General features: G+C 69.8%; 22 protein-coding genes. 12 read left to right on the plus strand and 10 right to left on the minus strand.

Going from position 1 to position 23992, the window contains the following annotated elements; all coding sequences use genetic code 11:
- The first annotated feature begins 41 nt into the window (after nucleotides 1-41).
- Nucleotides 42-1499 carry a catalase gene (locus ACZZZB_RS10595; RefSeq protein ID WP_079704299.1) on the plus strand — a complete coding sequence of 486 codons (1458 nt, stop codon included), beginning with the start codon at nucleotides 42-44 and terminating at the stop codon, nucleotides 1497-1499.
- Between the two features lie 72 nt (nucleotides 1500-1571).
- Here the strand turns inward: ACZZZB_RS10595 and ACZZZB_RS10600 are convergent, their stop codons facing one another.
- A complete protein-coding gene (locus ACZZZB_RS10600) occupies nucleotides 1572-1784 on the minus strand; it encodes a hypothetical protein (RefSeq protein ID WP_137242951.1) in 213 nt (70 codons plus the stop codon).
- 99 nt (nucleotides 1785-1883) lie between these two features.
- On the minus strand, nucleotides 1884-2519 hold the full coding sequence (locus ACZZZB_RS10605; RefSeq protein WP_158596626.1) for a uracil-DNA glycosylase: 636 nt from the start codon (nucleotides 2517-2519) through the stop codon (nucleotides 1884-1886).
- 136 nt (nucleotides 2520-2655) lie between these two features.
- On the opposite strand from ACZZZB_RS10605, the gene ACZZZB_RS10610 reads away from it, so the two are divergent.
- The 3 genes from ACZZZB_RS10610 (at nucleotide 2656) to ACZZZB_RS10620 (ending at nucleotide 6016) form a co-directional block, all read left to right on the plus strand.
- Complete coding sequence (locus ACZZZB_RS10610; protein ID WP_124767811.1) at nucleotides 2656-4134, plus strand: MFS transporter; 1479 nt, start codon at nucleotides 2656-2658, stop codon at nucleotides 4132-4134.
- 63 nt (nucleotides 4135-4197) lie between these two features.
- On the plus strand, nucleotides 4198-5031 hold the full coding sequence (locus ACZZZB_RS10615; RefSeq protein ID WP_124767810.1) for a siderophore-interacting protein: 834 nt from the start codon (nucleotides 4198-4200) through the stop codon (nucleotides 5029-5031).
- Between the two features lie 109 nt (nucleotides 5032-5140).
- Nucleotides 5141-6016: a hypothetical protein gene (locus tag ACZZZB_RS10620; protein ID WP_124767809.1), complete on the plus strand. Its 876-nt coding sequence runs from the start codon at nucleotides 5141-5143 to the stop codon at nucleotides 6014-6016.
- A gap of 18 nt (nucleotides 6017-6034) precedes the next feature.
- Here the strand turns inward: ACZZZB_RS10620 and ACZZZB_RS10625 are convergent, their stop codons facing one another.
- A complete protein-coding gene (locus ACZZZB_RS10625; protein ID WP_124767808.1) occupies nucleotides 6035-6427 on the minus strand; it encodes a (deoxy)nucleoside triphosphate pyrophosphohydrolase in 393 nt (130 codons plus the stop codon).
- A 214-nt stretch (nucleotides 6428-6641) separates the two neighbouring features.
- Here ACZZZB_RS10625 and ACZZZB_RS10630 point away from each other — a divergent pair, with 214 nt between their 5' ends.
- On the plus strand, nucleotides 6642-10175 hold the full coding sequence (locus ACZZZB_RS10630) for a TM0106 family RecB-like putative nuclease (RefSeq protein ID WP_463529643.1): 3534 nt from the start codon (nucleotides 6642-6644) through the stop codon (nucleotides 10173-10175).
- On the opposite strand, the gene ACZZZB_RS10635 is transcribed toward ACZZZB_RS10630, so the two are convergent.
- Nucleotides 10150-10773 carry an NAD(P)H-dependent oxidoreductase gene (locus tag ACZZZB_RS10635; protein WP_124767806.1) on the minus strand — a complete coding sequence of 208 codons (624 nt, stop codon included), beginning with the start codon at nucleotides 10771-10773 and terminating at the stop codon, nucleotides 10150-10152. The genes ACZZZB_RS10630 and ACZZZB_RS10635 overlap by 26 nt on opposite strands.
- Before the next feature lie 93 nt (nucleotides 10774-10866).
- On the opposite strand from ACZZZB_RS10635, the gene ACZZZB_RS10640 reads away from it, so the two are divergent.
- From ACZZZB_RS10640 to ACZZZB_RS10650, 3 genes are all read left to right on the plus strand, one after another.
- Nucleotides 10867-11448 carry a TetR/AcrR family transcriptional regulator gene (locus ACZZZB_RS10640; RefSeq protein WP_229939165.1) on the plus strand — a complete coding sequence of 194 codons (582 nt, stop codon included), beginning with the start codon at nucleotides 10867-10869 and terminating at the stop codon, nucleotides 11446-11448.
- Nucleotides 11449-11591: 143 nt separating this feature from the next.
- A complete protein-coding gene (locus ACZZZB_RS10645) occupies nucleotides 11592-13139 on the plus strand; it encodes a S1C family serine protease (RefSeq protein WP_463529644.1) in 1548 nt (515 codons plus the stop codon).
- Between the two features lie 125 nt (nucleotides 13140-13264).
- Nucleotides 13265-14482 carry a DUF429 domain-containing protein gene (locus ACZZZB_RS10650; RefSeq protein WP_463529645.1) on the plus strand — a complete coding sequence of 406 codons (1218 nt, stop codon included), beginning with the start codon at nucleotides 13265-13267 and terminating at the stop codon, nucleotides 14480-14482.
- Nucleotides 14483-14490: 8 nt separating this feature from the next.
- Here the strand turns inward: ACZZZB_RS10650 and ACZZZB_RS10655 are convergent, their stop codons facing one another.
- A complete protein-coding gene (locus ACZZZB_RS10655) occupies nucleotides 14491-14988 on the minus strand; it encodes a ribosomal maturation YjgA family protein (protein WP_463529646.1) in 498 nt (165 codons plus the stop codon).
- Nucleotides 14985-16349, minus strand: a complete 1365-nt coding sequence (locus ACZZZB_RS10660) for an LssY C-terminal domain-containing protein (protein WP_240043998.1) — start codon at nucleotides 16347-16349, stop codon at nucleotides 14985-14987. The genes ACZZZB_RS10655 and ACZZZB_RS10660 overlap by 4 nt, the downstream gene beginning before the upstream one ends.
- A gap of 63 nt (nucleotides 16350-16412) precedes the next feature.
- Between ACZZZB_RS10660 and ACZZZB_RS10665 the strand changes: the two genes are divergently transcribed.
- Nucleotides 16413-17696, plus strand: coding sequence for a M18 family aminopeptidase (locus ACZZZB_RS10665; protein ID WP_137242961.1), 1284 nt, complete (start codon nucleotides 16413-16415; stop codon nucleotides 17694-17696).
- A 91-nt stretch (nucleotides 17697-17787) separates the two neighbouring features.
- Here ACZZZB_RS10665 and ACZZZB_RS10670 read toward each other — a convergent pair whose 3' ends face one another.
- Nucleotides 17788-18873, minus strand: a complete 1086-nt coding sequence (locus tag ACZZZB_RS10670) for an NYN domain-containing protein (RefSeq protein WP_192019996.1) — start codon at nucleotides 18871-18873, stop codon at nucleotides 17788-17790.
- A 201-nt stretch (nucleotides 18874-19074) separates the two neighbouring features.
- On the opposite strand from ACZZZB_RS10670, the gene ACZZZB_RS10675 reads away from it, so the two are divergent.
- Together ACZZZB_RS10675 and ACZZZB_RS10680 are read left to right on the plus strand one after the other, a co-directional pair.
- On the plus strand, nucleotides 19075-19332 hold the full coding sequence (locus tag ACZZZB_RS10675) for a CopG family ribbon-helix-helix protein (protein WP_159876470.1): 258 nt from the start codon (nucleotides 19075-19077) through the stop codon (nucleotides 19330-19332).
- Nucleotides 19329-19673, plus strand: a complete 345-nt coding sequence (locus ACZZZB_RS10680; protein ID WP_342365612.1) for a type II toxin-antitoxin system PemK/MazF family toxin — start codon at nucleotides 19329-19331, stop codon at nucleotides 19671-19673. Before ACZZZB_RS10675 ends, ACZZZB_RS10680 begins: the two co-directional genes overlap by 4 nt.
- Before the next feature lie 21 nt (nucleotides 19674-19694).
- Here the strand turns inward: ACZZZB_RS10680 and ACZZZB_RS10685 are convergent, their stop codons facing one another.
- Nucleotides 19695-21173: a SulP family inorganic anion transporter gene (locus ACZZZB_RS10685; protein ID WP_463530555.1), complete on the minus strand. Its 1479-nt coding sequence runs from the start codon at nucleotides 21171-21173 to the stop codon at nucleotides 19695-19697.
- A 130-nt stretch (nucleotides 21174-21303) separates the two neighbouring features.
- Entirely contained in the window at nucleotides 21304-22716 is a 1413-nt protein-coding gene (locus ACZZZB_RS10690; RefSeq protein ID WP_463529647.1) for an aminopeptidase P family protein, read from the minus strand.
- A 181-nt stretch (nucleotides 22717-22897) separates the two neighbouring features.
- Between ACZZZB_RS10690 and ACZZZB_RS10695 the strand changes: the two genes are divergently transcribed.
- Complete coding sequence (locus ACZZZB_RS10695; RefSeq protein ID WP_198425018.1) at nucleotides 22898-23281, plus strand: hypothetical protein; 384 nt, start codon at nucleotides 22898-22900, stop codon at nucleotides 23279-23281.
- A 33-nt stretch (nucleotides 23282-23314) separates the two neighbouring features.
- Here ACZZZB_RS10695 and ACZZZB_RS10700 read toward each other — a convergent pair whose 3' ends face one another.
- Nucleotides 23315-23875 (minus strand): Lrp/AsnC family transcriptional regulator, encoded by a 561-nt coding sequence (locus ACZZZB_RS10700; protein WP_079003723.1) that lies wholly within the window; start codon nucleotides 23873-23875, stop codon nucleotides 23315-23317.
- Nucleotides 23876-23992 lie beyond the last annotated feature (117 nt).

The following is a 23992-nucleotide window of genomic DNA, read 5'->3' on the forward strand; positions in this document are numbered from 1 at the left end:
TCCATCCGACCGTCCGACCAGCCCCACCCTCGAGGAGAGACATGTCCGAGACCAGCTACACCACCACCAACAGCGGAGCACCCGTCGCGAGCGACGAGCACTCCCAGAGCGTCGGCGCAGACGGAGCGATCGCGCTCCACGACCACTACCTGGTCGAGAAGCTCGCGCAGTTCAACCGCGAACGGGTGCCGGAGCGTGTCGTCCACGCCAAGGGCGGCGGTGCGTTCGGACGGTTCGTCACGACCGGTGACGTCTCCCAGTTCACGCGCGCCGCGCTGTTCCAGCCGGGCGTCGAGACCGAGATGCTCGCACGCTTCTCCACCGTCGCCGGTGAGCAGGGCAGCCCCGACACCTGGCGCGACCCCCGTGGCTTCGCGCTGAAGTTCTACACGAGCGAGGGCAACTACGACCTCGTCGGCAACAACACGCCGGTGTTCTTCATCCGCGACGGCATCAAGTTCCCCGACTTCATCCGCTCGCAGAAGCGTCTCCCGGGTTCGCACCTGCGCGACCACGACATGCAGTGGGACTTCTGGACGCTCTCCCCCGAGAGCGCGCACCAGGTCACCTGGCTCATGGGCGACCGCGGCCTGCCGGGCTCCTGGCGGCACATGGACGGCTTCGGGTCGCACACCTACCAGTGGGTCAACGCCGCAGGCGAGCGCTTCTGGGTGAAGTACCACTTCAAGACCGACCAGGGCATCGAGATCCTCACGCAGGACCAGGCCGACCAGATCGCCGGCGAGGACGCCGACTTCCACATCCGCGACCTCTCCGAGGCGATCACCCGCGGTGAGCACCCGAGCTGGACGCTGTCCGTGCAGGTCATGCCCTACGCCGACGCCGCGGGCTACCGCTTCAACCCGTTCGACCTCACCAAGGTCTGGCCGCACAGCGACTACCCGCTCATCGAGGTCGGCAAGATGACCCTCGACCGCAACCCGGAGAACTACTTCGCGCAGATCGAGCAGGCGACCTTCGCGCCGTCGAACTTCGTCCCCGGAATCGCGGCGAGCCCCGACAAGATGCTCCTGGCCCGCATCTTCAGCTACGCGGACGCACACCGCTACCGCGTGGGCACCAACCACGCACAGCTGCCGGTCAACGCGCCGCACGCGCCGGTGCACACGTACTCGAAGGAAGGTGCCATGCGCTACACCTTCAACGACGCGGACGCGCCGGTCTACGCACCCAACTCGGTCGGTGGCGCCCACGCCGACCCTGCGCGCGCCGCTGAGTCCAACGGCTGGCAGTCCGACGGCGAGCTCGTGCGGGCAGCCGCGACGCTGCACGCCGAGGACGACGACTTCGGCCAGGCCGGGACCCTCGTGCGCGAGGTGCTCGACGACGCCGCCCGCGACCGCCTCGTCGGCAACATCATCGGCCACGTCTCGAAGGTGACGCGCCCCGAGCTCCGTGCCCGGGTCATCGCCTACTGGACCGCCGTCGACGGCACGCTGGGCGCTCGCGTCGCAGCGGGCCTCCCGCCGCTCGTCTAGAGCCCACCGCCGAGAGCGCGGAAACGGTCGCCATTCCTCGTGGATGGCGACCGTTGCTGCGCTCTCGCGGGGTCAGAACCCCATCGGGCCGCCGCCACGGCGCGGCACGCCGCCGGTGCCCTCCGCGAGGCCTCTCGCGCGTTCGCGCTCGACCTCCGCGTCGTTGTCGTGCGAATGGTGTTCGTCGGCCGAGCGGGCGGCGCGGTCGCGCCGTGACACGTACCAGACGGCCGCGATCGCCAGGAGGACGAGCGCGGCGAGGATGACGATGGTGCCGATGTCCATGTGATGCTCCTCTCCTCGTCCATCGACCCTAACGAGGCCTCGGATGCACGCAACCCCCTCGCCCGACGGGCGAGGGGGTTGCGGAACGGGGGTGTGTGATCAGCCGGCGACCTGTTTGGCGCGGGCGAAGACCTTCTCGATCTCCTCACGACGACCCGGCTGCTTCAGCGACAACGGCGAGGGGTGCGGAGCGTTGAAGGCGCTGTAGGTGTTGCCGAGCAGGGGCTCGACGTGCTTCCACCAACCGTCCTGGGCGTGGGGTCCGCAGAGGACGACGACGCGCAGGTTCTTGAGGAGGGGCAGGAGGGCACGCAGTTCCATCGCTCCCTGAGCGACCTCGGGCGCGTTCGGCTTCTTCCGCCCGGCGCTCAGGTACCACGGGACGATGTTCCACACCATGACGTCGTCGAAGCCGATGTCGTTCCGCAGATTCCAGAGGCTCTCGGCGATCGGGTCGTCGTTGTCGACCGAGGCGAAGCCGGATCCCGGGGCGTCGAGGCTGTCGGGGGCCAGGGTCCCCGGGGCGTCGAGGAGGATCAGCGTCTTCGCGTTGACGGCCGCATCGGCCGGGTCGACGAGCGGGAGGACGAGGTCCGCCTGCCGCCGTCCTCGGCGGGTCATCATCGCGTCCGACCAGTCGCGCAGCGGTGCGAGTGCCGGCGACTCGGCCAGCATGCGGTGTCGTTCGGCCAGTTCGTCGGGGTCTTGCAGCCCGCGAGGGGCATCCATATGCATCTTCCGAGCGTAGCCCGTGACGGCTGCCCCGTCATCGTCTGAGCCGGTTCTGAGGCTGAAGATGCTGCACAGGACGGTGGATTCGTGCCCGTCAAGCCGGGGCGGACCGGGTTGACGCGGGCCTAGGCTGGCCAGGATGACTGACGAGCGAACCGCCCCCGACGACCGGACGAAGTGGCGCGCGTTCGCCATCTGCGTGTCGGTCGCCGCCCTCACGATCCTCGACCTCTCGAAGGTCAACGTCGGACTGCCGTCGATCGAGCAGGCGCTCGACGCCGGCCCGACCGCCCTGCAGCTGATCGTCGCCGGGTACGCCCTGGCCTTCGGTCTCATCCTCGTGCCCGCCGGGCGTTACGGCGACCTGCACTCGCGGCGTCGCATGTTCATGATCGGCCTGAGCGTGTTCGGGGCGGCCAGTCTCGCGTGCGCCGTCGCACCGAGCGTCGGCATCCTCATCGGCGGGCGGATCCTCCAGGGCATCGCCGCGGGTCTGCTGATGCCGCAGGTCATCGGGCTCATCCAGCAGTTGTTCGTGGGGAAGGAGCGCGGCCGCGCCTTCGGGCTCTTCGGAGCCATCATCGGCCTCTCGACGGCGTTCGGACCGACGCTCGGCGGTCTGCTCATCGCCATCGGCGGCCCGGAGGACGGCTGGCGCCTGCTCTTCTGGATGAACGTCCCGCTCGCGATCATTCTGTTGCCGATCGCCGCCCGATTGCTGCCCAAGCAGCAGCCGCACGAGGCGGGTGCCGGATCGCTCGACCCGGTGGGCATCGTGTTCCTCGGTCTCGCCGTGCTGTCGCTCATGCTGCCGTTCGTCCTGACGACCGGTTCCCCGGGCGACGACCCGGCGCGTTGGTGGTTGCTGGTCGCGTTCGCCGTCTTCGCCGGCCTCTTCGCCTGGTGGGAGGGTCGCTACCAACGCGCCGGGAAGACACCCGTCGTCGACTTCTCCCTGTTCAAGCTCGGCAGCTACCGCAACGGCGTCCTGATCTCCACGACGTACTTCGCGGCGATGCCGGCCACCTTCCTCACGCTCACGCTGTTCGTGCAGCAGGGGCTCGGGCTCGAGCCGGTCTTCGCGGGCATGATCACGATCCCCTTCGCCCTCGCCTCGGCCGTCAGCTCGTGGTTGAGCGGGCGGGTCGTCGACCGCCTCGGACGCCCCCTGGTCGTCGGTGGGCTCGTACTGGTCGTGGTGGGGTTCAGTCTCAACTCGCTCCTCGCGTTCATCACGCCCCCGGAGATCACGCCGTACGCGATGGGTGCCGCGATGCTCCTGGCCGGCATCGGCGGCGGCGCGGTGATCTCTCCCAACCAGACGCTGATGCTCGCGGACATCCCCGTGGCCTCCGGTGGTGTCGCCGGATCGATCGGTCAGCTCGGCCAGCGCATCGGCACCGCGGTCGGGCTCGCCGCCGCGACGGCCACCTTCTACGCGACCGTGTACTCGGAGAACGGCGGCGATGCGTCGGGCGCCTCGCTCGACGTCTATCACGACGCGTACCGCAACAGCACCCTCGTGACGATCGGCTTCGTCGTCGTGGCGCTCGTCTTCGCGCTGCTCGACACCCGTTCGCGGAAGGTCAACGCCGTCGCACCCGAATCCTCCAAGTAAGGGTGACCTGAGTTAGGGTAGCCTCAGTCGCGGCCGCCGGAGCCGCCGGAGGAAGGGGCTCGAGTGGCTCGCACGAATGCCGAGACGGCGCGCATCAAACCCGAGGCGGCGACACTCCTCACGCTGCGGGTCGTCCGCCGCTCGCGTATCTCGCCGAACATCGCCAGGGTCACCCTCGGTGGCGGTGACATCGCCGACTTCACGTTCCTCGGTTACGACCAGTGGTTCCGGTTCTTCATCCCGGTCTCCGAGGGCGGGCTCGAGCGGCTGCCGACCAAGCTCGACATGCTGGCCTACGCCAAGTACCTCGCGATCTCCAAGTCCGTGCGACCGGTGCTCCGGAACTACACGGTGCGGGATTTCCGGCGCGACGGGCCCGACGGGCCGGAGCTGGACGTCGACTTCGTCATCCACGGGTCGGCCGCCGAGGGGACTGCGGGGCCCGCGGCGAGCTGGGCCCAGTCATGCGAGGTGGGCGATGCGGTGGCACTGCTGGACGAGGGGCGCATGTTCAACCTCCCGGCCGACGTCGACCGGGTGCTGCTGGTCGCGGACGAGACCGGACTCCCCGCCGTCGCAGGCATCCTGACCTCGCTTCCGGCGTCGACCGTCGGGACGGCGATCGTCGAGATCCCCTCCGCCGCCGACGCGCAGGACGTGCGAGTCCCGGACGGGGTCGAGCTGCGATGGGTGGTCCGAGAGGATCCGCACGACATCCCTGGACGAGCGGCGCTGGCGGCCGCGACGGCCCTCGGCGTGCCGCCCAGCCCGTGCTACGGATGGGTCGTCGGAGAGCAGTCCCTGGCCGCGAACGTGCGTCGGCTCTGGGTCCGTGGTGGCATGCCGAAGGACCGTGTCATGTTCTGTGGCTACTGGAAGGCCGGCAAGGCGCACTGATCGGCCGCTGGTGTCGGCGTTCTGGTCGACCTCGCCGCTAATTGGGTCGATCGCCCGAATTCGGGGTGTCCCCGACGCGCTGGGCTGACGGCTCCACTAACCTCACGACATGCCTTCTCCCGCCGGTGCGACCGGAAACACGATCGGCGCGCTGCCGACCGGCGTCGCGACGGGTCTGATCCGGACGGTGACCGGTGGATCCGCCGACCGGGCGTTCGAGGTCGATGTCCCCGAAACAGCCTCGAGCGCTGCGGACACGTCGTCGCACTCGCACGACGCCCTCCGCAGCTGGGACGTCGTCCGCTCCACCTTCCGACCAGGTGAGGCCCTGACCTTCGACGAGCGCTACCGGTACGCCCAGCTCCCCCTGATCGACGCCGACCACCCGCTCGCGCTCGCGGCGAGTCCTGACGGCGTCTACCGTGGCGGGCGGTACGCCGAGGCGCGCCTGGCGGTCGTCGTCCCCGTCCCGATCGAACGACTGTTCGTCGATCCGATCTTCCTGAGCTACGAGGCCGATCTCGCCTCGGCACCCTTCGCCCCCAAACTCGCACGAGGCATCGAGCTCCGACGCGCCCACCGCTTGCACGCGACGCTCTCCTCCATCGATGCGGACTCCGGGTTCCTCGACGGGCTGCGGACGAGCGTCGGCGCGTTCACGCCCTTCCGGGTCAGGCTGGCGGGCCCCGTCATCGGCGGCTTCAACCGCGGACGCTGTTACCTCCCCGCCATCGCGGACGCCTTCGGCCCCATCCAGCGGGCCGTCGGTGGGCGTCCATCACCGCTCGTCGGGGTGGGCCTGCACCACTTCCGCGATGAGCTCGACGCTGCCGAGACCGCGGCGCTCGCCGCATTCCTCGAGCGTTGGCGCGACGTCACCCTGTTCGAGTGGACGGTCACCGAGCTGGCGATCACCTCGACCAACGACGATCTCGTGCTCAGTGGACGCACGCTCGCGCGCATTCCGCTCCACGCGGCCGACTGACACGCCGCGTCTCCGGGGTCAGCTCGCGGTGAGTCGCCTGACCATCGGGAGGTCGGGGGTCGCCCAGTCCAGTCCGAGGAGTTGTTCGCGGGTGACCCAGCGCAGTTCGTCATGGTCCGTGCTGTGGACCGGGGGTGCCCCTCGGAAGACGACCTCGTAGCAGGCGAGGTCGATGACGAGCTCGCCCACGGTGACGGTGGAGCGGTCCAGCAGCGCCCCCACAGCGACGTCGGCGTCGAGCTCCTCGCGCAGCTCACGAGCCAGCGCGTCCTGCGGTTGCTCGCCGGGCTCGACCTTGCCGCCGGGGAACTCCCACAGTCCACCGGACGCCCGCCCGGGTGCCCGCCGACATGCGAGCACGGTGTCGTCCTGTGAGGCGACACCCGCGACGACCTGGATCGTGGTGGTCATCATGCGCTCCTGTCCCGTGGCGTCGTGGTCGCTGTCCAGGCTAGGGGACGCGGGATTGAGGGTGCCCGACGCCGCTCCACAGACGGCTCCCCCTCGGCTGACGACAGCCTGCGTCCCGCGGCGGCGCCGTGGTCGGTGGTGCGTGCCAGACTGACAGCGATCGGAGGCGGACCAGCCCCCGCAGTAGTCGTCTCGAAAGGCACCCACCGCACCGATGTTCCTCCTCGACGGTTCCGCCATCACGAGCGCCAGCGACCTCTCCAACGCCTCTTACTGCGAGTTCGCCTTCCTGCGCACGGTCGACGCGAAGCTCGGTCGGATCGAACCGATCGTCGAGCCCGAGGACGAGATGCTGATGCGCACCTCCAAGCTCGGCGACCAGCACGAGCTGCGCGTCCTCGAGTCGTACCGCGCCGAGTTCGGCACCGGCGTCGTCGAGCTCGACCGCCCCGACGTCCGAGACGCGGTGGCGCTCGCCGCAGCCGTCGAGTCGACGATCACGGCGTTCCGCGACGGAGCCCCGGTCGTCTTCCAGGCCGCGTTCTTCGACGGATCGTTCATCGGCTTCGCCGACTTCATCGTGCGCCGGCCCGACGGCCGGTATCGCGTGCAGGACACCAAACTCGCGCGCTCACCGAAGGTGACCGCCCTCCTCCAGCTCGCCGCCTACGTGGAGCAGCTGGAGACGGCCGGGATCCCGGTCGACGACGACGTCGACCTCATCCTGGGAGACGGCACCGTCAGCACCCACGCGGTGGCCGACATCCTGCCGGTGTACCGTCGCCGCCGTGCGCGCCTGCTGCGGATCGTCGCCGAACGGCTCGAAGCCGACGCCCCGGTGGCCTGGGGCGATCAGCGCTACAGCGTCTGCGGACGATGCGCGTGGTGCGACGCCGAGATCACAGCCTCACGCGACGTCCTGCTGGTGGCCGGGCTCCGGTTGACGCAGCGCGACCGCCTGCTGGCGGCCGGCATCGCCACGATCGACGATCTGGCGTCGCTCACGCTCACCGGGTCGACCGAGCGACCAGGGCCGCACGGGCCGTCGGGTGGCGCCGGCGGGACGGTCGACGGCATCGCCGAGAGCACGCTCGCTGCGCTGCGCGAGCAGGCGCACCTGCAGCTCGAGCCGTCACCCGCCGCCGGCGTGCCGGCGTTCCGCGTGCACGACGCCGCGGCGCTCGGGCTCCTGCCGCAACCCGATCCGGGCGACGTCTTCTTCGATTTCGAGGGCGACCCGCTGTACACCGAGGGCGAGCCGGGCGACGCCCGACGGGGCGACCGCACGAGGTGGGGCATCGACTACCTGTTCGGCCTGGTCGACACCGACGGCCGGTTCCGATCCTGGTGGGCGCACGACTTCCATGAGGAGCGCACGGCCCTGATCGACTTCCTCGCCTACCTCACCGCCCGCCGTGCCGAGTTCCCGGGCATGCACGTGTACCACTACGCCGCCTACGAGCGGACGCACCTGCTCTCGCTGGCCGCCCGGCACGGGGTCGGGGAGGACACGATCGACGACCTCCTCCGCGAGGCCGTGCTGTTCGACCTCTACCCGTTCGTCCGCAAGACGGTGCGTGTCGGATCGCGGTCGTACTCGATCAAGAAGCTCGAGCCGCTCTACATGGGTGAGGACCACCGCGACAGCGACGTCACCGACGCCGCGGCATCCATCACCGCCTACGCGGAGGCGCGCGAGCTGAGTCGGAGCGGCGACCCGGAGCTCGTCGCCGAAGGCGAACGGAAGCTCGCCGAGATCGCCGAGTACAACGCGTACGACTGCGAGTCGACCCGTCGGCTGCGGAACTGGTTGCTCGACCTCGGTGCGGAACGGGGCGTGCTGCCGGGCACCTTCGTCACCGACGCACCTGAGCCCCTGGTGGGCGAACCGACGCCGCTCCACGACGCGCTGACGGCGTTGGCCGGAGACCCCCTCGACCCCGAACGCTCCGACGACGCCACCGCGTATGCGCTCGCGGCGGCCGCCATCGACTACCACCGGCGTGAGCACAAATCGTTCTGGCAGGAGCACTTCTCCCGACTCATCGCCGCGCGCGACGAATGGGAGGACACCCGGAACGTCTTCACCGTCACCTCGGGAATTGTCGAGCGCGACTGGTTCCGCGAGGGACGGCAGCGCAGCGACCGCCGTCACGTCCGACTCCGCGGCCGATGGGCTCCCGGCAGCAGTGTGAAGGTCGGCGCCGACCCGTTCGCGGTCTACGACCACCCGGGACCGTACACGCTCCCCCGCGCCGAGCCCGGCTCGCGACCGGCGGGGCAGATCACGGTCCTCGAGGTCGACGACGACTCCCTGCTCATCCAGGAGACGCTCAAGACGGATCGTGAGCCCTACACGGAGCTGCCGGTCGCGCTCACGCCGTCTCCTCCCCCGCGACCCGGAACACAGGTCGACGCGATCGCCGAGTGGGGGCAAGCGGTCCTCGACGCCGCTCCAGGGTGGCCGGACGACGGCGTCGTCGACATCCTGCGGCGACGGCCGCCCCGCACGAGCTCGGGTGAGCCGCTCCCCCACCGCGGAGACGGGCGGACGATCGAGGACGTGACCGCCGCGTTGCTCGACCTCGACGACTCGGCGCTCGCCGTCCAGGGGCCGCCCGGAACCGGCAAGACCTACGTCGCCTCGCACGTCATCACGGCCCTCGTGCAGCAGCACGGCTGGCGGATCGGGGTCGTGGCGCAGTCGCACGACGTCGTCGAGAACCTCCTCGAGCGTGTGGTGAAGGCGGGGCTCTCCCCCGCGCTCGTGGCGAAGACCCTACGATCCGGTGCCGACCCGGATGCTGAGCGCGGCTACACGGTCCTCCCGGCCAATGGTCATGGCGCGTTCATGGCCGAGCAGACCGGCGGCTTCGTCATCGGCGGGACGGCCTGGGACTTCAGCAACCCCAACCGGTTCGACCGGAGATCGCTCGACCTCCTCGTCGTCGACGAAGCCGGTCAGTTCTCGCTCGCCTACACGATCGCGGCGAGCGTCGCCGCGCGGAACCTCCTGCTCCTGGGCGACCCGCAGCAGCTGCCGCAGGTGAGCCAGGGGACGCATCCCGAACCGATCGACACCTCGGCCCTCGGATTCGTGGCCGACGGTCGCGACGTCCTCCCTCCGGAACTCGGCTACTTCCTCCACGAGACCTGGCGGATGGATGCCGCGGTCACCGAGCCGGTCTCGCGATTGTCGTACGGCGGCGAGCTGCGCTCAGCAGCGGCCACGACGAAGCGGCGTCTGGAGGGTCGTGCGCCGGGACTGCACGTCGTCCCGGTCCACCACGTCGGAAACGCGACGAGTTCGCAGGAGGAGGCCGACCGCGTCGCCGAGCTCGTCCGGTCGAGCATCGGGCTCCGCTGGACCGATCCGGATGCCGGCCGCATCGACGACCCGGTGGGCGAGGCCGACATCATCGTCGTCTGTCCCTACAACGCCCACGTCGCCGTCGTCCGAGCGACGCTCGACGCGGCCGGGTTCGACGCGGTGCGCGTCGGGACCGTCGACAAGTTCCAGGGTCAGGAAGCCGTCATCGCGATCGTGTCGCTGGCCGCGTCCTCCCCCGCCGACGTCCCGCGGGGCATGTCGTTCCTGTTGATGAAGAACCGACTGAACGTCGGGATCTCCCGCGCCCAGTGGGCGGCGTACCTCGTGCACTCCCCCGCGCTCACCGAGTACCTGCCGGTCACGCCGGAGGGCGTGGCCGAGCTCAGTGCCTTCATCCGGTTGGTCGACGGCCACTGACCAGCTCCGCCGGGGCTGCGGAGGGGCGAGGATTCCGTCGCGCCGCGTCGGTGCGACCGTTCTGCGCCGCCTTCGCGAGCCACCGCTGACGCTGCTCCACGGTCGAATCCTTCACCCGACCGAACCGGTTCACGGCGACCGGCTTGATCCCGCAGAACCGGAGGGTGGTGGTACGGAGTTGCTTCACCGTCGTGTCGCCGACGAGCGGCAGGTACCACGAGGGCGAGTCCGACGTGACGATCACCCGACCGGTACGGCCCGCCAGCAGCCCCTCAGGGAGGCCGTTGGACTTCATCCGGTAGGCGCGACGGGGCAGCAGCAGGCGATCGAAGAACCCCTTGAGCAGTGCGGGCACCGATCCCCACCAGACCGGAGCCACGATCACGATGTGGTCCGCGGCGAGGATCTGCTCCCACGCCCGTTCGAGGTCGGGTTCCAGGTCTTGACGGCGGGTGTAACCGAGGCGGAGGTTCGGGTCGAACGCGAGGTCGCGGACGGCGAGGACGGTGGCGTCGCCGTGCGCCTCCGCGTAGCTGGTGGCGAGGGCGGCGCAGAGGGACCCGGGGTTCGGGTGTCCGTCGATGACGAGGGCGGGCATGAGTTCTCCAACAATTGTAGGTCTGGACAGTGCCAAGAATCTGGACACTGTCCACTTTCGGCTGGAACCGACTCTACGGGTACGATGTTGCTTGTGTCAAGATCGACGACGACGTACCACCACGGCAACCTCGGGCCGGCGCTCGAGGACGCTGCACTCGAACTCATGCGGACGCAGGGCCATGCTTCGTTGAGCCTGCGGGAGGTCGCACGCCGTGCCGGGGTCAGTCACAACGCGCCGTACCACCACTTCGGCGACCGGACCGCGCTCCTGAAGCGGCTGAGTGAACGCGGCATGGCCGAGCTCTTGGACGCCATGCGCGAAGAGCGGGAGGCGACGGCGGGTCGAGACCCACGGGAGGCGGCCGTCCGGATCGGTTCGACGTATGTGCACTACGCGGCGCAGCACCCGGAGCGGTTCCGCCTGATTTACGACCCCGAAGTCTGTGTCCCCGGCTCACCGAGTGAGGCTATGGCGCCACTCATCGGAGGCGTCGAGGCGCTGCTCGCCGAGACGACGGCGTCGCTGGCCCCCGGCGCCGAGCCGCAGGTCATCGCCGCCCTGACCACGGCGGTCTGGGCGGCGGTCCACGGGCTCGCGGAACTCGTCGTCGCCGGACACATCTCCGAGGCAGCGGCCCGCCCTGCGCTGGAGGCGTTGCTCACGCGACCCTGAGGTGGCGTCTCGCATGGAGCCTGTACACGATCGTCATCCGGGAAACGGTCGGGAAGCTCAAAGGTCGTTCATGGTCGAACCAGACGATTCACTCGGATTGCGGGAGTCAGATGATCTCAGCACCCCCGCCGAGAGGAATCCCCGTGAACACCACCCCAGACCCAGAACGCCCTGAGCCGCGTCCAACGGACGGCACTCGAGCGGCGGAGACGCCGCAGTCGTCCCCCGCTCTCGATCCGTACCAGCCGCCCACCGGCTCGTACCAGCCCCAGCCCGGTGTGGACGTCACTCCCCCGGCCGGCTACCCCGGGAACACGGCCGCGGGTGGTCAACGACGCGAGCCCACGACGCCCTTCGGTTACGCGACGGCTCCCCACGCGACGAGCGGTCAAGTGTGGCCCGGTCATCACCAGGGCCCGCAGGGTCAGTACGGACCGTACGCCGCCGGCCAGGGCCAGTACGCGCCCTCCGGCACCTGGCAGCCCCAACCGTACGGACAGCAGACGATCCCTCAGCCGCTGTCGACCACGGGTACTCCCGCGAAGAAGCAGCCCATCGGCTGGATCATCGCCGCCGCGACGGCCGCCACGGTCGTGTCCCTCGTGACCGGTGGCCTCGGCCTCGCTTCGCTGGCGGCCGGCGCGTTCCAGAGCGTCGCCGCCTCCTCACAGGTGACGGAGACGGTGCCGGACGACGGCGGTCAGAGCTTCCGCGCTCCCGGTGGGCAGCCTGGGCCGCAGCAGGCGACGCCGGATGCCGCGACGGCGAACACCCGGAGTGCCACCGCCGCTGAATCCGTGGGAGTCGTCGACATCGACACCGAGCTGGCCTACCAGGGGGCCGCCGCCGCGGGAACCGGGATGATCCTCACCGCCGATGGCCAGATCCTGACCAACAACCACGTCGTCGCGGGAGCGACGAGCATCGTCGTCACCGTCGTGGCGACCGGAGAGAAGTACGACGCACGCGTCGTCGGGACGGATGCCACGAACGACGTCGCGCTCCTGCAGCTCGACGGCGCCTCAGGGCTGGACACCGTCACGATCGACGACGGCGGCGCAGCCGTCGGTGACGCCGTCACCGGGGTCGGGAACGCCGGCGGCACGGGTGGGACGCCCAGCGCGGCGGACGGGTCCGTGACCGCCCTCGAGCAGGACATCACGGTCCAGGATGAGGCGACCGGGGCGGGCAAGCAGCTGACCGGATTGATCCAGACGGACGCGGACATCCAATCGGGCGACTCCGGCGGGCCGCTCTACGACTCGGAGGGCGAGGTCGTCGGCGTCGACACCGCTGCCTCCTCCGGTGGGACCGACATCGACGGATTCGCCATCCCGATCGACGACGCGTTGTCCATCGTCGACCAGATCCGCACCGGCGTCGAGACCGACACCGTCACGATCGGCTACCCGGCCTTCATCGGGATCGGTCTGGCGGCGTCCGGCGCAGCCCAGACCGTGCCGGGTGCCGTGGTCGGTTCGGTGATCGAGAACACGCCGGCGGCGTCGATCGGCCTCGCAACCGGCGATGTCATCACCGGCCTCAACGGTGTCGCCATCGACTCCGCTCAGACCCTGACGGCGACGATGGCGACGCTCGAGCCCGGGCAGACGGTCTCCGTCACCTGGACCACGGCGAGTGGAACCTCCCAGACCGCTGACGTGACGCTGATCGAGGGCCCGGTCGGCTGATCGCGTGGTCGGGACGCTCGACGACTCCTCACCTCCGGCCCGCCGCCGGATCCGAGGAGTCGTCGACGTCTGCCCAGTAGGCTCGGGAGGCGGTGCCTCGCCGCGTCCACCGGAAGGAACCGCTCGTGACCCGCTTCCTCGGAGTCGACCTCGCCTGGGGCGAGGGGACCGGCTCCCGCGCGGCGAACGAGTCGGGACTGGTGTGCATCGACGAGACCGGGACCGTCATCGAGGCCGGGTGGGCCGTGGGGATCGACGCCGTCGTCGCCTGGATCGTCGCCACCGCCTCACCGGGCTCCGTGATCGCGGTCGACGCCCCTCTGCTCGTCCAGAACGAGACCGGCATGCGTCTCTGTGAACGTGAGGTCGGGCAGCGGTACGGGCGCTGGCAGGTCTCGGCCTACCCGTCGAACCTCGGCCTGCCCGCGCTCGGTGGTGTCGCGCTCTTCACGGCGCTGGAGGCGGCGGGGTTCCAATACTTCGACGGACTGAGCACGCCGGCGGCGGATGCCGTCGTGTTCTTCGAGGCCTATCCCCACACCACGTTGGTGGGTGCCGAGGAGTTCGGGTATCCGGATGCGCGGCCCCGCTACAAACGCCTCGACCCCGGTCTCCCCGTCGCCGAGCGACGGCGACGCCGCGCGGAGGTCTGTGACGACCTCATCTCGCGCCTGCAGGCGCTGACCTCGGCGACTCCGCCACTCGACCTCGACACCCACCCGGTGACGGCGCTCCTCGTCGCGGAACCGTCGCCGCTGAAGGAATCGGCGCACAAGCACCGCGAGGACCTCATCGACGCGGCCATCTGCGCGTGGACGGCATCCGCTTGGTCCCGTTGGGGGCTCGAACGGTTCCAGGTCCTCGGTGCCTCGGATGCTCCGGACGTCCGTGGGCGTGTTCCGACGCTCCTCGCGATGGCGCGACCCGAACAGCGCTCCAAACCGGACATTCCAATCGGGGCATATTCCACTTCGGCTCCACAGCAGGCATCTTCGCCGCCGCTGGAGCCGATCTCCCGGCAATCCATGACAGGCCACGAGCTCAACGAAGGACATATGAAGAAGAAGGCATACGCTCAGGACGACGCTCCGGCGGAATCGAACACGATCGAGTTCGTCCCCGGCGGAGCGGCGAACGCCGACGCGTCACCCGCAGCCTCGACGCGAGCGCCCTCCCCCGCTCCGACGACCGTCGAACTCCTGCGCAGTGCCACCTGGCACCTCGAGCACGCACGGGTGGTGGGCCACCCCGACGACGTCGAGTTCGAAGCGGCGAGGTCGGCGTTGGCGGAGGCCGTCTTCGACCTCGAGCACGTCCAGTACGGGGAGACGACTCGCGGCTAGGGCACCCGTCAGGCGGGTCCTGAGTCCGATCGGCGCCGCGCCGCCCGGTCCGCCCGTGCGCGTCGTTCGAGGATGTCGTTGCGAACCCAACGGATCACCAGCGACATGGCGAGCGACAGGAACAGGAACGCCGCCGCGCCCAGGGCGTAGGAGATGAAGTCCGTCGGGATGAACGTCGTGCCGAGCACGAGCGCCGAGGGCGGCCACTGGTCCGCGAGTGCGGCCGGCACGCCCGTGGCCTGGAAGCACTCGATCGCCGCCGAGAAGCCGAACGCGCCGAGGGCGATCTGCCACAGCGGACGCCGTGGGGCGGCGAAGGCCAGGAGGAGCGCGACGAGCACCGTGTAGAGCGCGTTGGTCAGGGGGTTCGCCCAGGCCGCTGCCACCGACCAGTGCACCGTCAGCCCGGCGACGATCGTGATGATGGCTGCGCCGAGGAGCAGCGCGCGTTTGAGCGAGGTGGCGGGGCGTGGCCCCTCGTCCGTCTGGTCGGGTGCGTCGGTCATGCTTTCGTCCTCCGGGTGCGTCGTTGTCGCCCACGGGCCCAGTCACGGGCCTCGGTTCCGGAGAGGGCGAGGATGATGGAACAGTCGACCGCGAAGCCGATCAGGTTGGTCTGCAGCGTCAATCCGCCGGCGCCGGCGACATAGCTCGCGGCGAGGGTGGCGATGGACGTCGAGCTGAAGGTCATGGCGAGCAGGCGCGCGAGGTTGCCTCCCCGATGGACCCGCCAGGCGAGGACGAGGTAGCAGAGCGTCACCACGGCCGACAGGGCCAGCACGGCTCCGACGACCCACGGGATGAGGACGACGTCGTCGGCCGTCGCGGCCGTCGCGCGGGCCTCCGAGATGACCTGCTTCCAATCGGAGACCAGGAGGACACCGGAGAGCACGGTGGACAGTGCCGCGACGACCATGAGGACCACACCGACGGTGGTGTCCAGGGGCCGCGGGTCGCCGGCCCGGATGAGGGAGCGCGTCGGGGGAGCGTCGGCGGCCGGCAGGGTCGCCGCCGGCGGCACGACCACGGCGCTGAGATCGATGATCGGCAGGTCGCCGTCGGTGACGATCGCGTCGCCTCCGCCGTTCCGCGAGTGGTAGCCGGTGGAGAAGTTGTCGATCACGGACGTCGACGCCCCGAGGTCCGCGGCCGCGATCGACGCGACGATGTGATCGCGTTCGTCGTCGACGTCGTCGGCGATCCGATGGGTCACCTGCAGGGTGAAGACGCTGATGCCGACCGATCTGTCGTACGTCCCGGCGGCCAGCCAATCCGCCTGGTAGCCGCCCGGGAGCAGCCAGCCCTCGGGGGTCGGCCAGAACCGGACGTGGTGCCGCTTCCCCGGACTGCCGTCGACCTCCTGCTGGTAGCAGAACGCCTGGGGACGACCGAACAGGTAGAGCGACGAGACGGGTGCCTCGGAGTAGCTGCGCCTGGTCAGCGTCGAGGTCACGATCCGCAGGTTCGCGCGCAGGCCGAGGTCGTCGGCGAGCGTCCAGCCCGCCGAGAGCATCGCCATGTGGATCTGCTCCTCCCGACCTCGGAGGCCGAGGTTCACGGGATCACCGAGGATGCCCTCGCGCGTGCGGGTGCGTCCGATGAAGTAGTCGGGCAGGTAGACGCGCGACAGCACGGTGTGCAGGCGGGGGAGGATCAGGTAGGCGATGACGAGGTAGATGACGAGGATGAACCAGGCTTGGGCCCAACCGCGGGCGAACGCCTCGGTGAGCAGCACGTACGCCAGGAAGACGGCCGCCGCCGTGCCGAAGGCGAAGAACCAACCGTCGACGATGCGTGCGATCCGTCCGCGACGATCCTCGGACAGGCCGCTTGCGGGCCCGATGAGGTCGCTCCGGGTCTTCGTCACCCGTCCAGGGTAGGGCCTGGTGCATCCACGTGCCGGGTGCGTGGGTGGTGGGAGGATGGTGGGATGGACTCCGTCGCCCACATCACCGACCTTGCCGACTTCATCGTCGCCTCACCCACCTCGTATCACGCGGTCGCGGAGAGTGCTCGGCGCCTCACGGCGGCCGGCTTCACCCGGCGGCTCGAGACCGAGTCCTGGGACGGCGGCGCCGGCCGGTTCTTCGTCGAACGCGAGGGCGCGGTGATCGCCTGGGTGCAACCTGAGCAGGCCCACGCCACGACGCCGTTCCGCATTCTCGGCTCGCACACGGACTCGCCGAGCTTCAAGCTCAAGCCGAAGCCGACGACCGGCGCCCACGGGTGGCTGCAGGCCGGGGTGGAGGTCTACGGCGGACCGCTCCTCAACTCCTGGCTCGACCGCGAGCTCGAACTCGCCGGACGCCTGGTGACGCTCGACGGGACCGTGCACCTCGTCCGGACCGGCCCGTTCCTCCGCATCCCGCAGCTCGCCGTGCACCTCGATCGAGGTGTCAACGACGGCCTCGTCCTCGATCGCCAGCGCCACCTGCAGCCGGTGTACGGGGTCGGTGACCTCGCCCACGCCGACGTGCTCGCGCACCTGGCGGCGATCGCAGGCATCGATCCCACCGCGATCGCCGGGTACGACGTGCTCGTGGCCGACACCCAGGAGCCCCGGCTATTCGGTCTCGACGGTCAGCTGTTCGCCGCCGGACGCATGGACAACCTGACCTCGGTCCACGCCGGACTCGCGGCGCTGCTGGCCGCGAGTGACGGGGGAGCGACCGACGACGCCGCACACATCACGGTCTTCGCCGCCTTCGACCACGAGGAGCTCGGTTCGGCCTCGACGTCCGGTGCCAGCGGTCCGTTCCTCGACGACGTCCTCACCCGCATCGGCGCATCGCTGGGCGGGACGACGTCCGAACGGCTCCAGGCCTATGCGGCCTCCTGGTGCCTGTCAGCAGACGCCGGCCACGCGATCCACCCGAACTACCCGGAGCGCCACGACCCGGCCAATCGGCCGATCGCCGGTGGCGGGCCACTGCTCAAGATCAACGCGAACCAACGCTACGCGACCGACGCCCTCGGGGCCGCGCTGTGGGCCCGGAGCTGCGCCGCCGCAGGTGTGCCCTCGCAGGACTTCGTGTCGAACAACACGGTGCCGTGCGGCTCGACCATCGGTCCACTCACCGCGACACGGCTCGGCATCCGGACGGTCGACGTCGGGACGCCGCTGCTGTCGATGCATTCCGCCCGCGAGCTGTGCCACATCGACGATCCGACCGCCCTGAGTGCAGCGGTCCAGGCGTTCTTCCGAGGCGCCTGAGCAGCGCCGCAGCAGGACATCCGCGCGGGAACAGGACGCCCGAAGGCGGACGGTCCTGCTGCGGCGCTGATCTCCGGCTGCGGGGCCGGCCTCAGCCCAGTTCGCGCAGTCGCAGACGACGTCCGTCGGGGCTCGCGTCCGGGTTCACCTCGACGAGGTCGGAGCGGGAGTTGATGAAGTCGCTGAACGAGCGGTAGCCGAGCGGCTTCTCCTTGAACGCCGGATCCATGCGGATCATCTGGTTCTTCACCTCGGCGTTCAGGAGCCAGTCCTCGTCGTCGTTCTTGGCGTGCACGAGGCGGAGCGCACGCACGAGGAGCTCGGTCGCCGCACGCTGTGCGTCGGGGCCGGAGGGGTCCGCGGTCTCGTCGTCGGTGTCGTCCAGGTCGTCGGCGTCGCGGTGGCTGAAGACCGGCTCGGTGAAGAGGCCGCCGATCCGCGGAGGTGTCTGGGCGACTGGTGCTTCGGCCGTCGGCGTAGACCCGGACGAGGCGCGACGACGCCCGCCGGACTTGGGCGTGGACTTCGGTGTCTCCTCAGCGGAGACCTCCGCCGTGCTCTCGACGGCGGCAGGGGTCCGGGGCGTGCGCGTGACGACCGGGCGGACGATCCCGGGGATGTCGTCGTAGTCGGAGAACTCGTCACACGCCGCCATGAGCGCACGACTCGTCGCACCGGCGACACCGATCCCGATCACGTGGCGTCCGAGGCGTCGGCAGCGCTGCGCGAGGGAGATGTAGTCCGAGTCGCCTGCGACGATCACGATGTGCGTGAGGTCGGGGAGGCGGAAGAGGTCCTCGACGACGTCGACGGCGAGGCGGATGTCGGCACCGTTCTTCATCGCCTTCGTCGTGGGGAACATCTGCGTCAGGTCGACCGCGCGGTCCACGAGGTCCTTCTGATACGCGGAGTTGACCGGCTCGGACCAGTCGGCGTAGGAACGGCTGATGACGATGTTCCCGAACGACGAGGTGTAGTCGAGGATGGCGCCCACGTCGACGCGAGCGGCCTGCAGGCGCTCGGAGATCTCGTCGCCTTCGGGTGCGGCGGAGGGCACGTGGGACCGCGCGCGATCCCGGCTGAACGCCGCCTTCCCGTAGAGCTGGTTGTAGCGCGAGATGACGATGTTGTCGAAGTCGATGTAGACCGCGACTCTGGGCGTTCCGGTTTCTGCCATGACTCCATCATCCTCTGGTGGCCCGCGAATCGGCGACTTCAGTCCTCCACAGCCCCGCTTGCGGGGCTCCTCGTCACCGCTGCTGCGCCGGCCAGGCCGTGACCGACCTGGGCTGCGTACCGTGGTCGCATGCCCAGTCACGCCGTCGACATCTTCAGCCCAGGGTCGCAACCCAAGTTATACCCGGTTATACTCTCACCTGTGAAGACCGCCATCTCGTTGCCTGATGAACTGTTCACCCGCGTCGAGGCTCGCGCCGCCGAGCTCGGTGTCAACCGGTCCGAATTCTTCGCGGCGGCGGCGAGTCGGTATCTCGACGAGACCGATGCCGCCGGTCTCACTGACGCAGTGGACACCGCGCTGCGGCGTGCGGGAGTCGCTTCAGCGGAGGAAGCACGGGGCGTCGCCGCGGCCGGACGCGACCGCCTTGCCGAACTCACTGCCGGAGACGATTGGTGATCCGCCGCGGTGACATCCGGTGGGTCGATCTCGGCCCTCGCGGACGGGGGAGTGCGCCCGCCGGTCGGCGCCCGGTCGTCGTCGTCCAACATGACGCCTACACGCGGAGCGCACTCCGGACCGTAATCATCGCGGTCGTCACGTCGAACACGGCGCTCGCCGAGCTCCCGGGCAACGTGTTCCTCCCTGCGACGGCCTCCGGCCTGCCGAAGGACTCGGTCGTGAACACCACGCAGCTGCTCACCCTCGATGAGGACGACCTCGGTCCGGCCGCCGGGAGGGTTCCCGTCACCCTGTCACTGGATCTGGACGCGGGGCTCCGGCGAGTGCTGCACCTCTGAGGTGGTGCCGGAGCGATCGGCTCAGAGGTGGCCGGTGAGCTTTCCGTGGAACGCCGAGCTTCGTTCGTCGAGTCCGGTGAACACGACCTGCTTGCCGTGTGCGGCGTACTTCTCCTGCACGGCGTCGAGGACGGCGACGCTCGAGGCGTCCCAGATCTGCGAGGCGGTGAAGTCGACGACGACGTCAGTGGGATCGGCCGCGTAGTCGAACTGTTCGACCAGGTCGTTGCTGCTGCCGAAGAACAGGGGGCCGATGACGCTGTAGCGGACGGAGGCGGCGTCGTCCGCGAGGACCCGGCGGACGCGGATCACGTGGGCCACGCGCCGCGCGAAGAGCACCATCGCGAGGACGGCTCCTGCAGCGACGCCGATCGCGAGGTTGTGGGTGATGACGACCACCGCGACGGTCACCGCCATCACGACCGTCTCGGGGATCGGCATCCGTCGCAGGGTCGACGGGCGCACGCTGTGCCAGTCGACGGTCTTGATGGCGACGATCATCATCACGGCGGCCAGCGCGACCATCGGGATCTGCGCCATCACCGGGCTGAGCGCGGTCACGAGCAGCAGGAGGAAGAGGCCGGCGACGAAGGTGGAGATCCTCGTCCGAGCGCGGCCCAGTTTGACGTTCACGACCGTCTGACCGATCATCGCGCAGCCGGCGATCCCGCCGTACCAACCGGCCAGGATGTTGGCGACGCCGAGTGCCCATGACTCGCGCCCCTTGGACGACGTCGTGTCGGTGATGTCGTCGACGAGTTTCGCCGTGAGGAGGGTCTCCATGAGCCCCACGAACGCGACGCTCAGCGCGGTCGGCCAGATGATCCCGAGCGTCTCGAGGTTCAGCGGCACGAGCAGCGCGGTCAGCCCGGGGAGGCCGCCGGAGACGTCGCCCTGGTCGCCGACGGTCGGCACGGCGGCGTGCGCGATCATCGTGATCGCGGTGACGACGACGATGGCGACGAGCGGCGCCGGCACCGCGGTGGTGAGCTTGGGGAGCAGCAGGACGATCAGCACCGTGATGACGAACAGCGGGTAGACGAGCCACGGGACGCCGAGCAGGTGGGGGACCTGGGCGACGAAGATGAGGATGCCGAGCGCGTTGACGAAGCCGATCATCACCGAGCGGGGGATGAACCGCATGAGTCGGGAGAGACCGGTCACGCCGAACACGATCTGGATGAGGCCCGCGAGGATCACCGCGGGGAGCAGGTACTCCACGCCGTGATCCTTGACGAGCGGCGCGACGACCAGGGCGACGGCTCCCGCGGCGGCCGTGATCATCGCCGGGCGCCCGCCGAGGATCGACATCGAGATCGCGAGGACGACGGAGGCGATAAGGCTGACCTTCGGGTCGACGCCGGCGATGATCGAGAAGGAGATGACCTCGGGGATGAGCGCCAGCGTCGTCACGATCCCGGCGAGGATCTCGACACTGAAAGCCCTGGGGTTCCGCAGGGTCGCGATGACGCCGGGGCTCGGGCGGACGGCGGTGCGCATGGGCGCGTCGGGCTGACTCACCGTGCAAGCCTAGGCGCGTTCACAACGCAGGACGCCCCGGCGAGTCGCTGCTCGCGCCGAACGGAAGGGCCGCGACACGCGGCGACCGTCCTGAGTCGTGAACCGTCGGTCAGCTCCGCAACCAGGCCTCGAGACCGTCCGCGCTGATCGGGAGCGCTGCGGAGAGGACCTCGTGGCCGGTGGCGGTCACGAGCAGGTCGTCCTCGATGCGGACGCCGATGCCGCGCAGCTCCGGCGGCACGGTGAGGTCGTTCGCGTGGAAGTAGAGGCCGGGTTCGACCGTCAGGACGGCGCCCGGTTGCAACGGCTCGTCGAGGTACCGCTCGTCACCGATGCGGGCGCAGTCGTGCACGTCGAGTCCGAGATGGTGGCCGGTGCCGCTCGGCAGGTAGCGGCGGTGCTGCTGGCCGTTCGGCGACATCGCCTCGTCGACCGACACCTGCAGGATGCCGAGGTCGCGGAGGCTCGTGGCGATCTGCTCGTAGGCCGTGTTCCGCATGTCGATGAACGACCGGCCGGGGCCGACCTGCGACATCGCGGCGCGGTGGGCCCGCTCGACGTGGTCGTGGACCTCGCGCTGGGCCGCGGTGTAGGACCCGCTCGCCGGGAAGGTCCTCGTGACGTCGGCGGTGTACAGCGAGCGCGCTTCGACACCGGCGTCCATGAGGATGAGGTGCTCGGGGAGGACCGGACCGTCGCAGCGCGTCCAGTGCAGCGTGGGAGCGTGTGGTCCGCTGCCGATGATGGTCGAGTACCCGACACCGTTGCCGAAGGTGCGGGCGTGGCGCTCGAAGGTCGACTGCAACCAGCGTTCGCCGCCGAACTCGATGGCGGCGGACAGTTCGCGTGCCACGGAGCGGAACCCGCCGACCGTGGCGTCCACGGCGGCGCGGAGCTGCGCGATCTCCCAGTCGTCCTTGACGAGCTTCGCGGCGGACAGGGCGATGAGGAGCGCTCGCGACGCCGCGAATCGACCGTCGACCCGGGGTTCCGGGGCGCCTGCGCGGAGCGCGTCGGCGGGCACGAGCGCGAGGGACTCCTCCAGCACCTCGAGTGAGCGGACCTCGATGCCGAGCGCCTCCGCCCACTGGGGGAGTCCGGCGGACGGGCCGATCCAGAGCTCGCCGCGCATGGCGTCGGCGTAGAACGCCTCCTCACCGGGACCGACGGGCTCGGCGAGGTACAGCGTCGCGTCGTGCCCACCGGCGGTCGGCTGCATGACGAGGACCGCGCCCTCCGCCTGACAGGAGGTGAGCCACACGAAATCGCTGTCGGGCCGGAACGGGAACTCGGTGTCGTTCGCGCGCGTCACGGCGCGTCCCGCGGTGACCACGAGCCAGTGGCCGGGGAACTGGGCGCTGATGACGTCGCGGTGACGCCCTGCGGCTGCGCCGGCACCCTCGGCGAGGTCGACGGAGCGGTCCACTGCGCCCCAGCCCGTCGCGAGGTACTCGCGGAACGCGTCGTCCCGGGGGAGTGGCTGGGTGCGGGGGTCGCGGAACTGCAGGCTGTCTGGACACATGGAGATCAGTAAGCCACCCGAGGTGGACGCCGTCAAGCTGCGGGTCCCGGAGCCAGCGGAACATCTCGTCCGTACCGTCTGATCCGGCGTTTCGTCCTGTCCGACCGGCTCAGGCGACCGGCGGGATGGACGGATCGTCGGCAGGTTGACACCTGTTCGGACGCCTCCGCAGAATGACGGCATGACAGGAACCGCCGACACCGGCACCAGCGCCACGCTCGACTTCAACCTCGATGCGAAGGTGTTCGACATGGTGTCGTCGTCCGCGAGCGTCGTCGACGCCGACGCGCCCACGCGATTCGTCTACCACGAGACGCACGGCGTGCTCTGGGGCGAATACGTCGGCGACACCGTCTCCGTCGGACGGTTCTGCGGGGTGCGCACCGGCGAACGCATCGACATCTCGTTCGTGCACCGCAATCGTGCCGGCGACCTGACGACGCGCGGCGAAGCGAGCTCGATCATCTCCCGCGCCGAGGACGGCTCGTTCGTCCTCACCGAGGACTTCATCGGCCCGGACGGGCAGGCCCACGTCAGCGTCTGTCGGGAGATCGCCGCCGCCTGAACCGGCCAGGGCCGGCGCGCCACCGACGCCCGGTCAGCGTCCGCGTCGCTCCGGCACCCGCTGGGCGCGCTCGTCGCTCGTGCGGACGAACCGCGTCATGCCGAAGCGCTCGCCGGAGTCCTCGACGCTCGTGCGCTCGGACCTCGTCATGCGGAGCGACACGTTCGACCGCTCCTCGTCCATGAGGAAGACGGTCGTCGTCGCCTTGATGGACGGCCACTGCGCGAGCCGGGTGGCGACCAGTTCGTGGATCGCCGCCACGTCGGGGGCCCGGATCAGCATCATCGCGTCGTGCTCGCCGGTCGTGACGGCGAAGTACTCCAGCTCCGGGACCGAGGACAGCCGCGCGCGGAAGTCCGCCCACTGGCTCTGGCGCAGCGTGATGAAGACCATGGCCGCGACACCGAGCCCGACCGTGGCCGGCTCGATCTCCGCGTGGACCCCCTTCAGGACGCCGGCGCGGAGCATCGCCTCGTAGCGCGAGTAGGCGTTCGAGCGGGAGATCCCGAGTTCCTCCGCGAGCGCGGCGACCGAAGCCCGCCCGTCCTCCCGGAGCAGCTCCAACATGCGGATGTGGGTGTCGTCGAGTTGCATCGATTGCTCCAAACGTCCAGATTCGGCGGTGGTCCTGGCGGTCGATTGAGAGGATATGGCAGATTCGCCGCGAAATCGAGACAATTCTTCTTTGGTAACGGCTTGTGGATTGACGAA

Source organism: Plantibacter sp. AC185 (assembly GCF_979258065.1).

What these genes read in the sequence shown, in the direction of transcription:
- ACZZZB_RS10690 (WP_463529647.1), bottom strand. Translation starts at nt 22,716, where the DNA reads ATGTGTCCAGACAGCCTGCAGTTCCGCGACCCCCGCACCCAGCCACTC.
- ACZZZB_RS10630 (WP_463529643.1), top strand. Translation starts at nt 6,642, where the DNA reads ATGTTCCTCCTCGACGGTTCCGCCATCACGAGCGCCAGCGACCTCTCC.
- ACZZZB_RS10700 (WP_079003723.1), bottom strand. Translation starts at nt 23,875, where the DNA reads ATGCAACTCGACGACACCCACATCCGCATGTTGGAGCTGCTCCGGGAG.
- ACZZZB_RS10665 (WP_137242961.1), top strand. Translation starts at nt 16,413, where the DNA reads ATGGACTCCGTCGCCCACATCACCGACCTTGCCGACTTCATCGTCGCC.
- ACZZZB_RS10595 (WP_079704299.1), top strand. Translation starts at nt 42, where the DNA reads ATGTCCGAGACCAGCTACACCACCACCAACAGCGGAGCACCCGTCGCG.
- ACZZZB_RS10635 (WP_124767806.1), bottom strand. Translation starts at nt 10,773, where the DNA reads ATGCCCGCCCTCGTCATCGACGGACACCCGAACCCCGGGTCCCTCTGC.
- ACZZZB_RS10610 (WP_124767811.1), top strand. Translation starts at nt 2,656, where the DNA reads ATGACTGACGAGCGAACCGCCCCCGACGACCGGACGAAGTGGCGCGCG.
- ACZZZB_RS10655 (WP_463529646.1), bottom strand. Translation starts at nt 14,988, where the DNA reads ATGACCGACGCACCCGACCAGACGGACGAGGGGCCACGCCCCGCCACC.
- ACZZZB_RS10600 (WP_137242951.1), bottom strand. Translation starts at nt 1,784, where the DNA reads ATGGACATCGGCACCATCGTCATCCTCGCCGCGCTCGTCCTCCTGGCG.
- ACZZZB_RS10695 (WP_198425018.1), top strand. Translation starts at nt 22,898, where the DNA reads ATGACAGGAACCGCCGACACCGGCACCAGCGCCACGCTCGACTTCAAC.
- ACZZZB_RS10670 (WP_192019996.1), bottom strand. Translation starts at nt 18,873, where the DNA reads ATGGCAGAAACCGGAACGCCCAGAGTCGCGGTCTACATCGACTTCGAC.
- ACZZZB_RS10605 (WP_158596626.1), bottom strand. Translation starts at nt 2,519, where the DNA reads ATGCATATGGATGCCCCTCGCGGGCTGCAAGACCCCGACGAACTGGCC.
- ACZZZB_RS10685 (WP_463530555.1), bottom strand. Translation starts at nt 21,173, where the DNA reads ATGCGCACCGCCGTCCGCCCGAGCCCCGGCGTCATCGCGACCCTGCGG.
- ACZZZB_RS10625 (WP_124767808.1), bottom strand. Translation starts at nt 6,427, where the DNA reads ATGACCACCACGATCCAGGTCGTCGCGGGTGTCGCCTCACAGGACGAC.
- ACZZZB_RS10620 (WP_124767809.1), top strand. Translation starts at nt 5,141, where the DNA reads ATGCCTTCTCCCGCCGGTGCGACCGGAAACACGATCGGCGCGCTGCCG.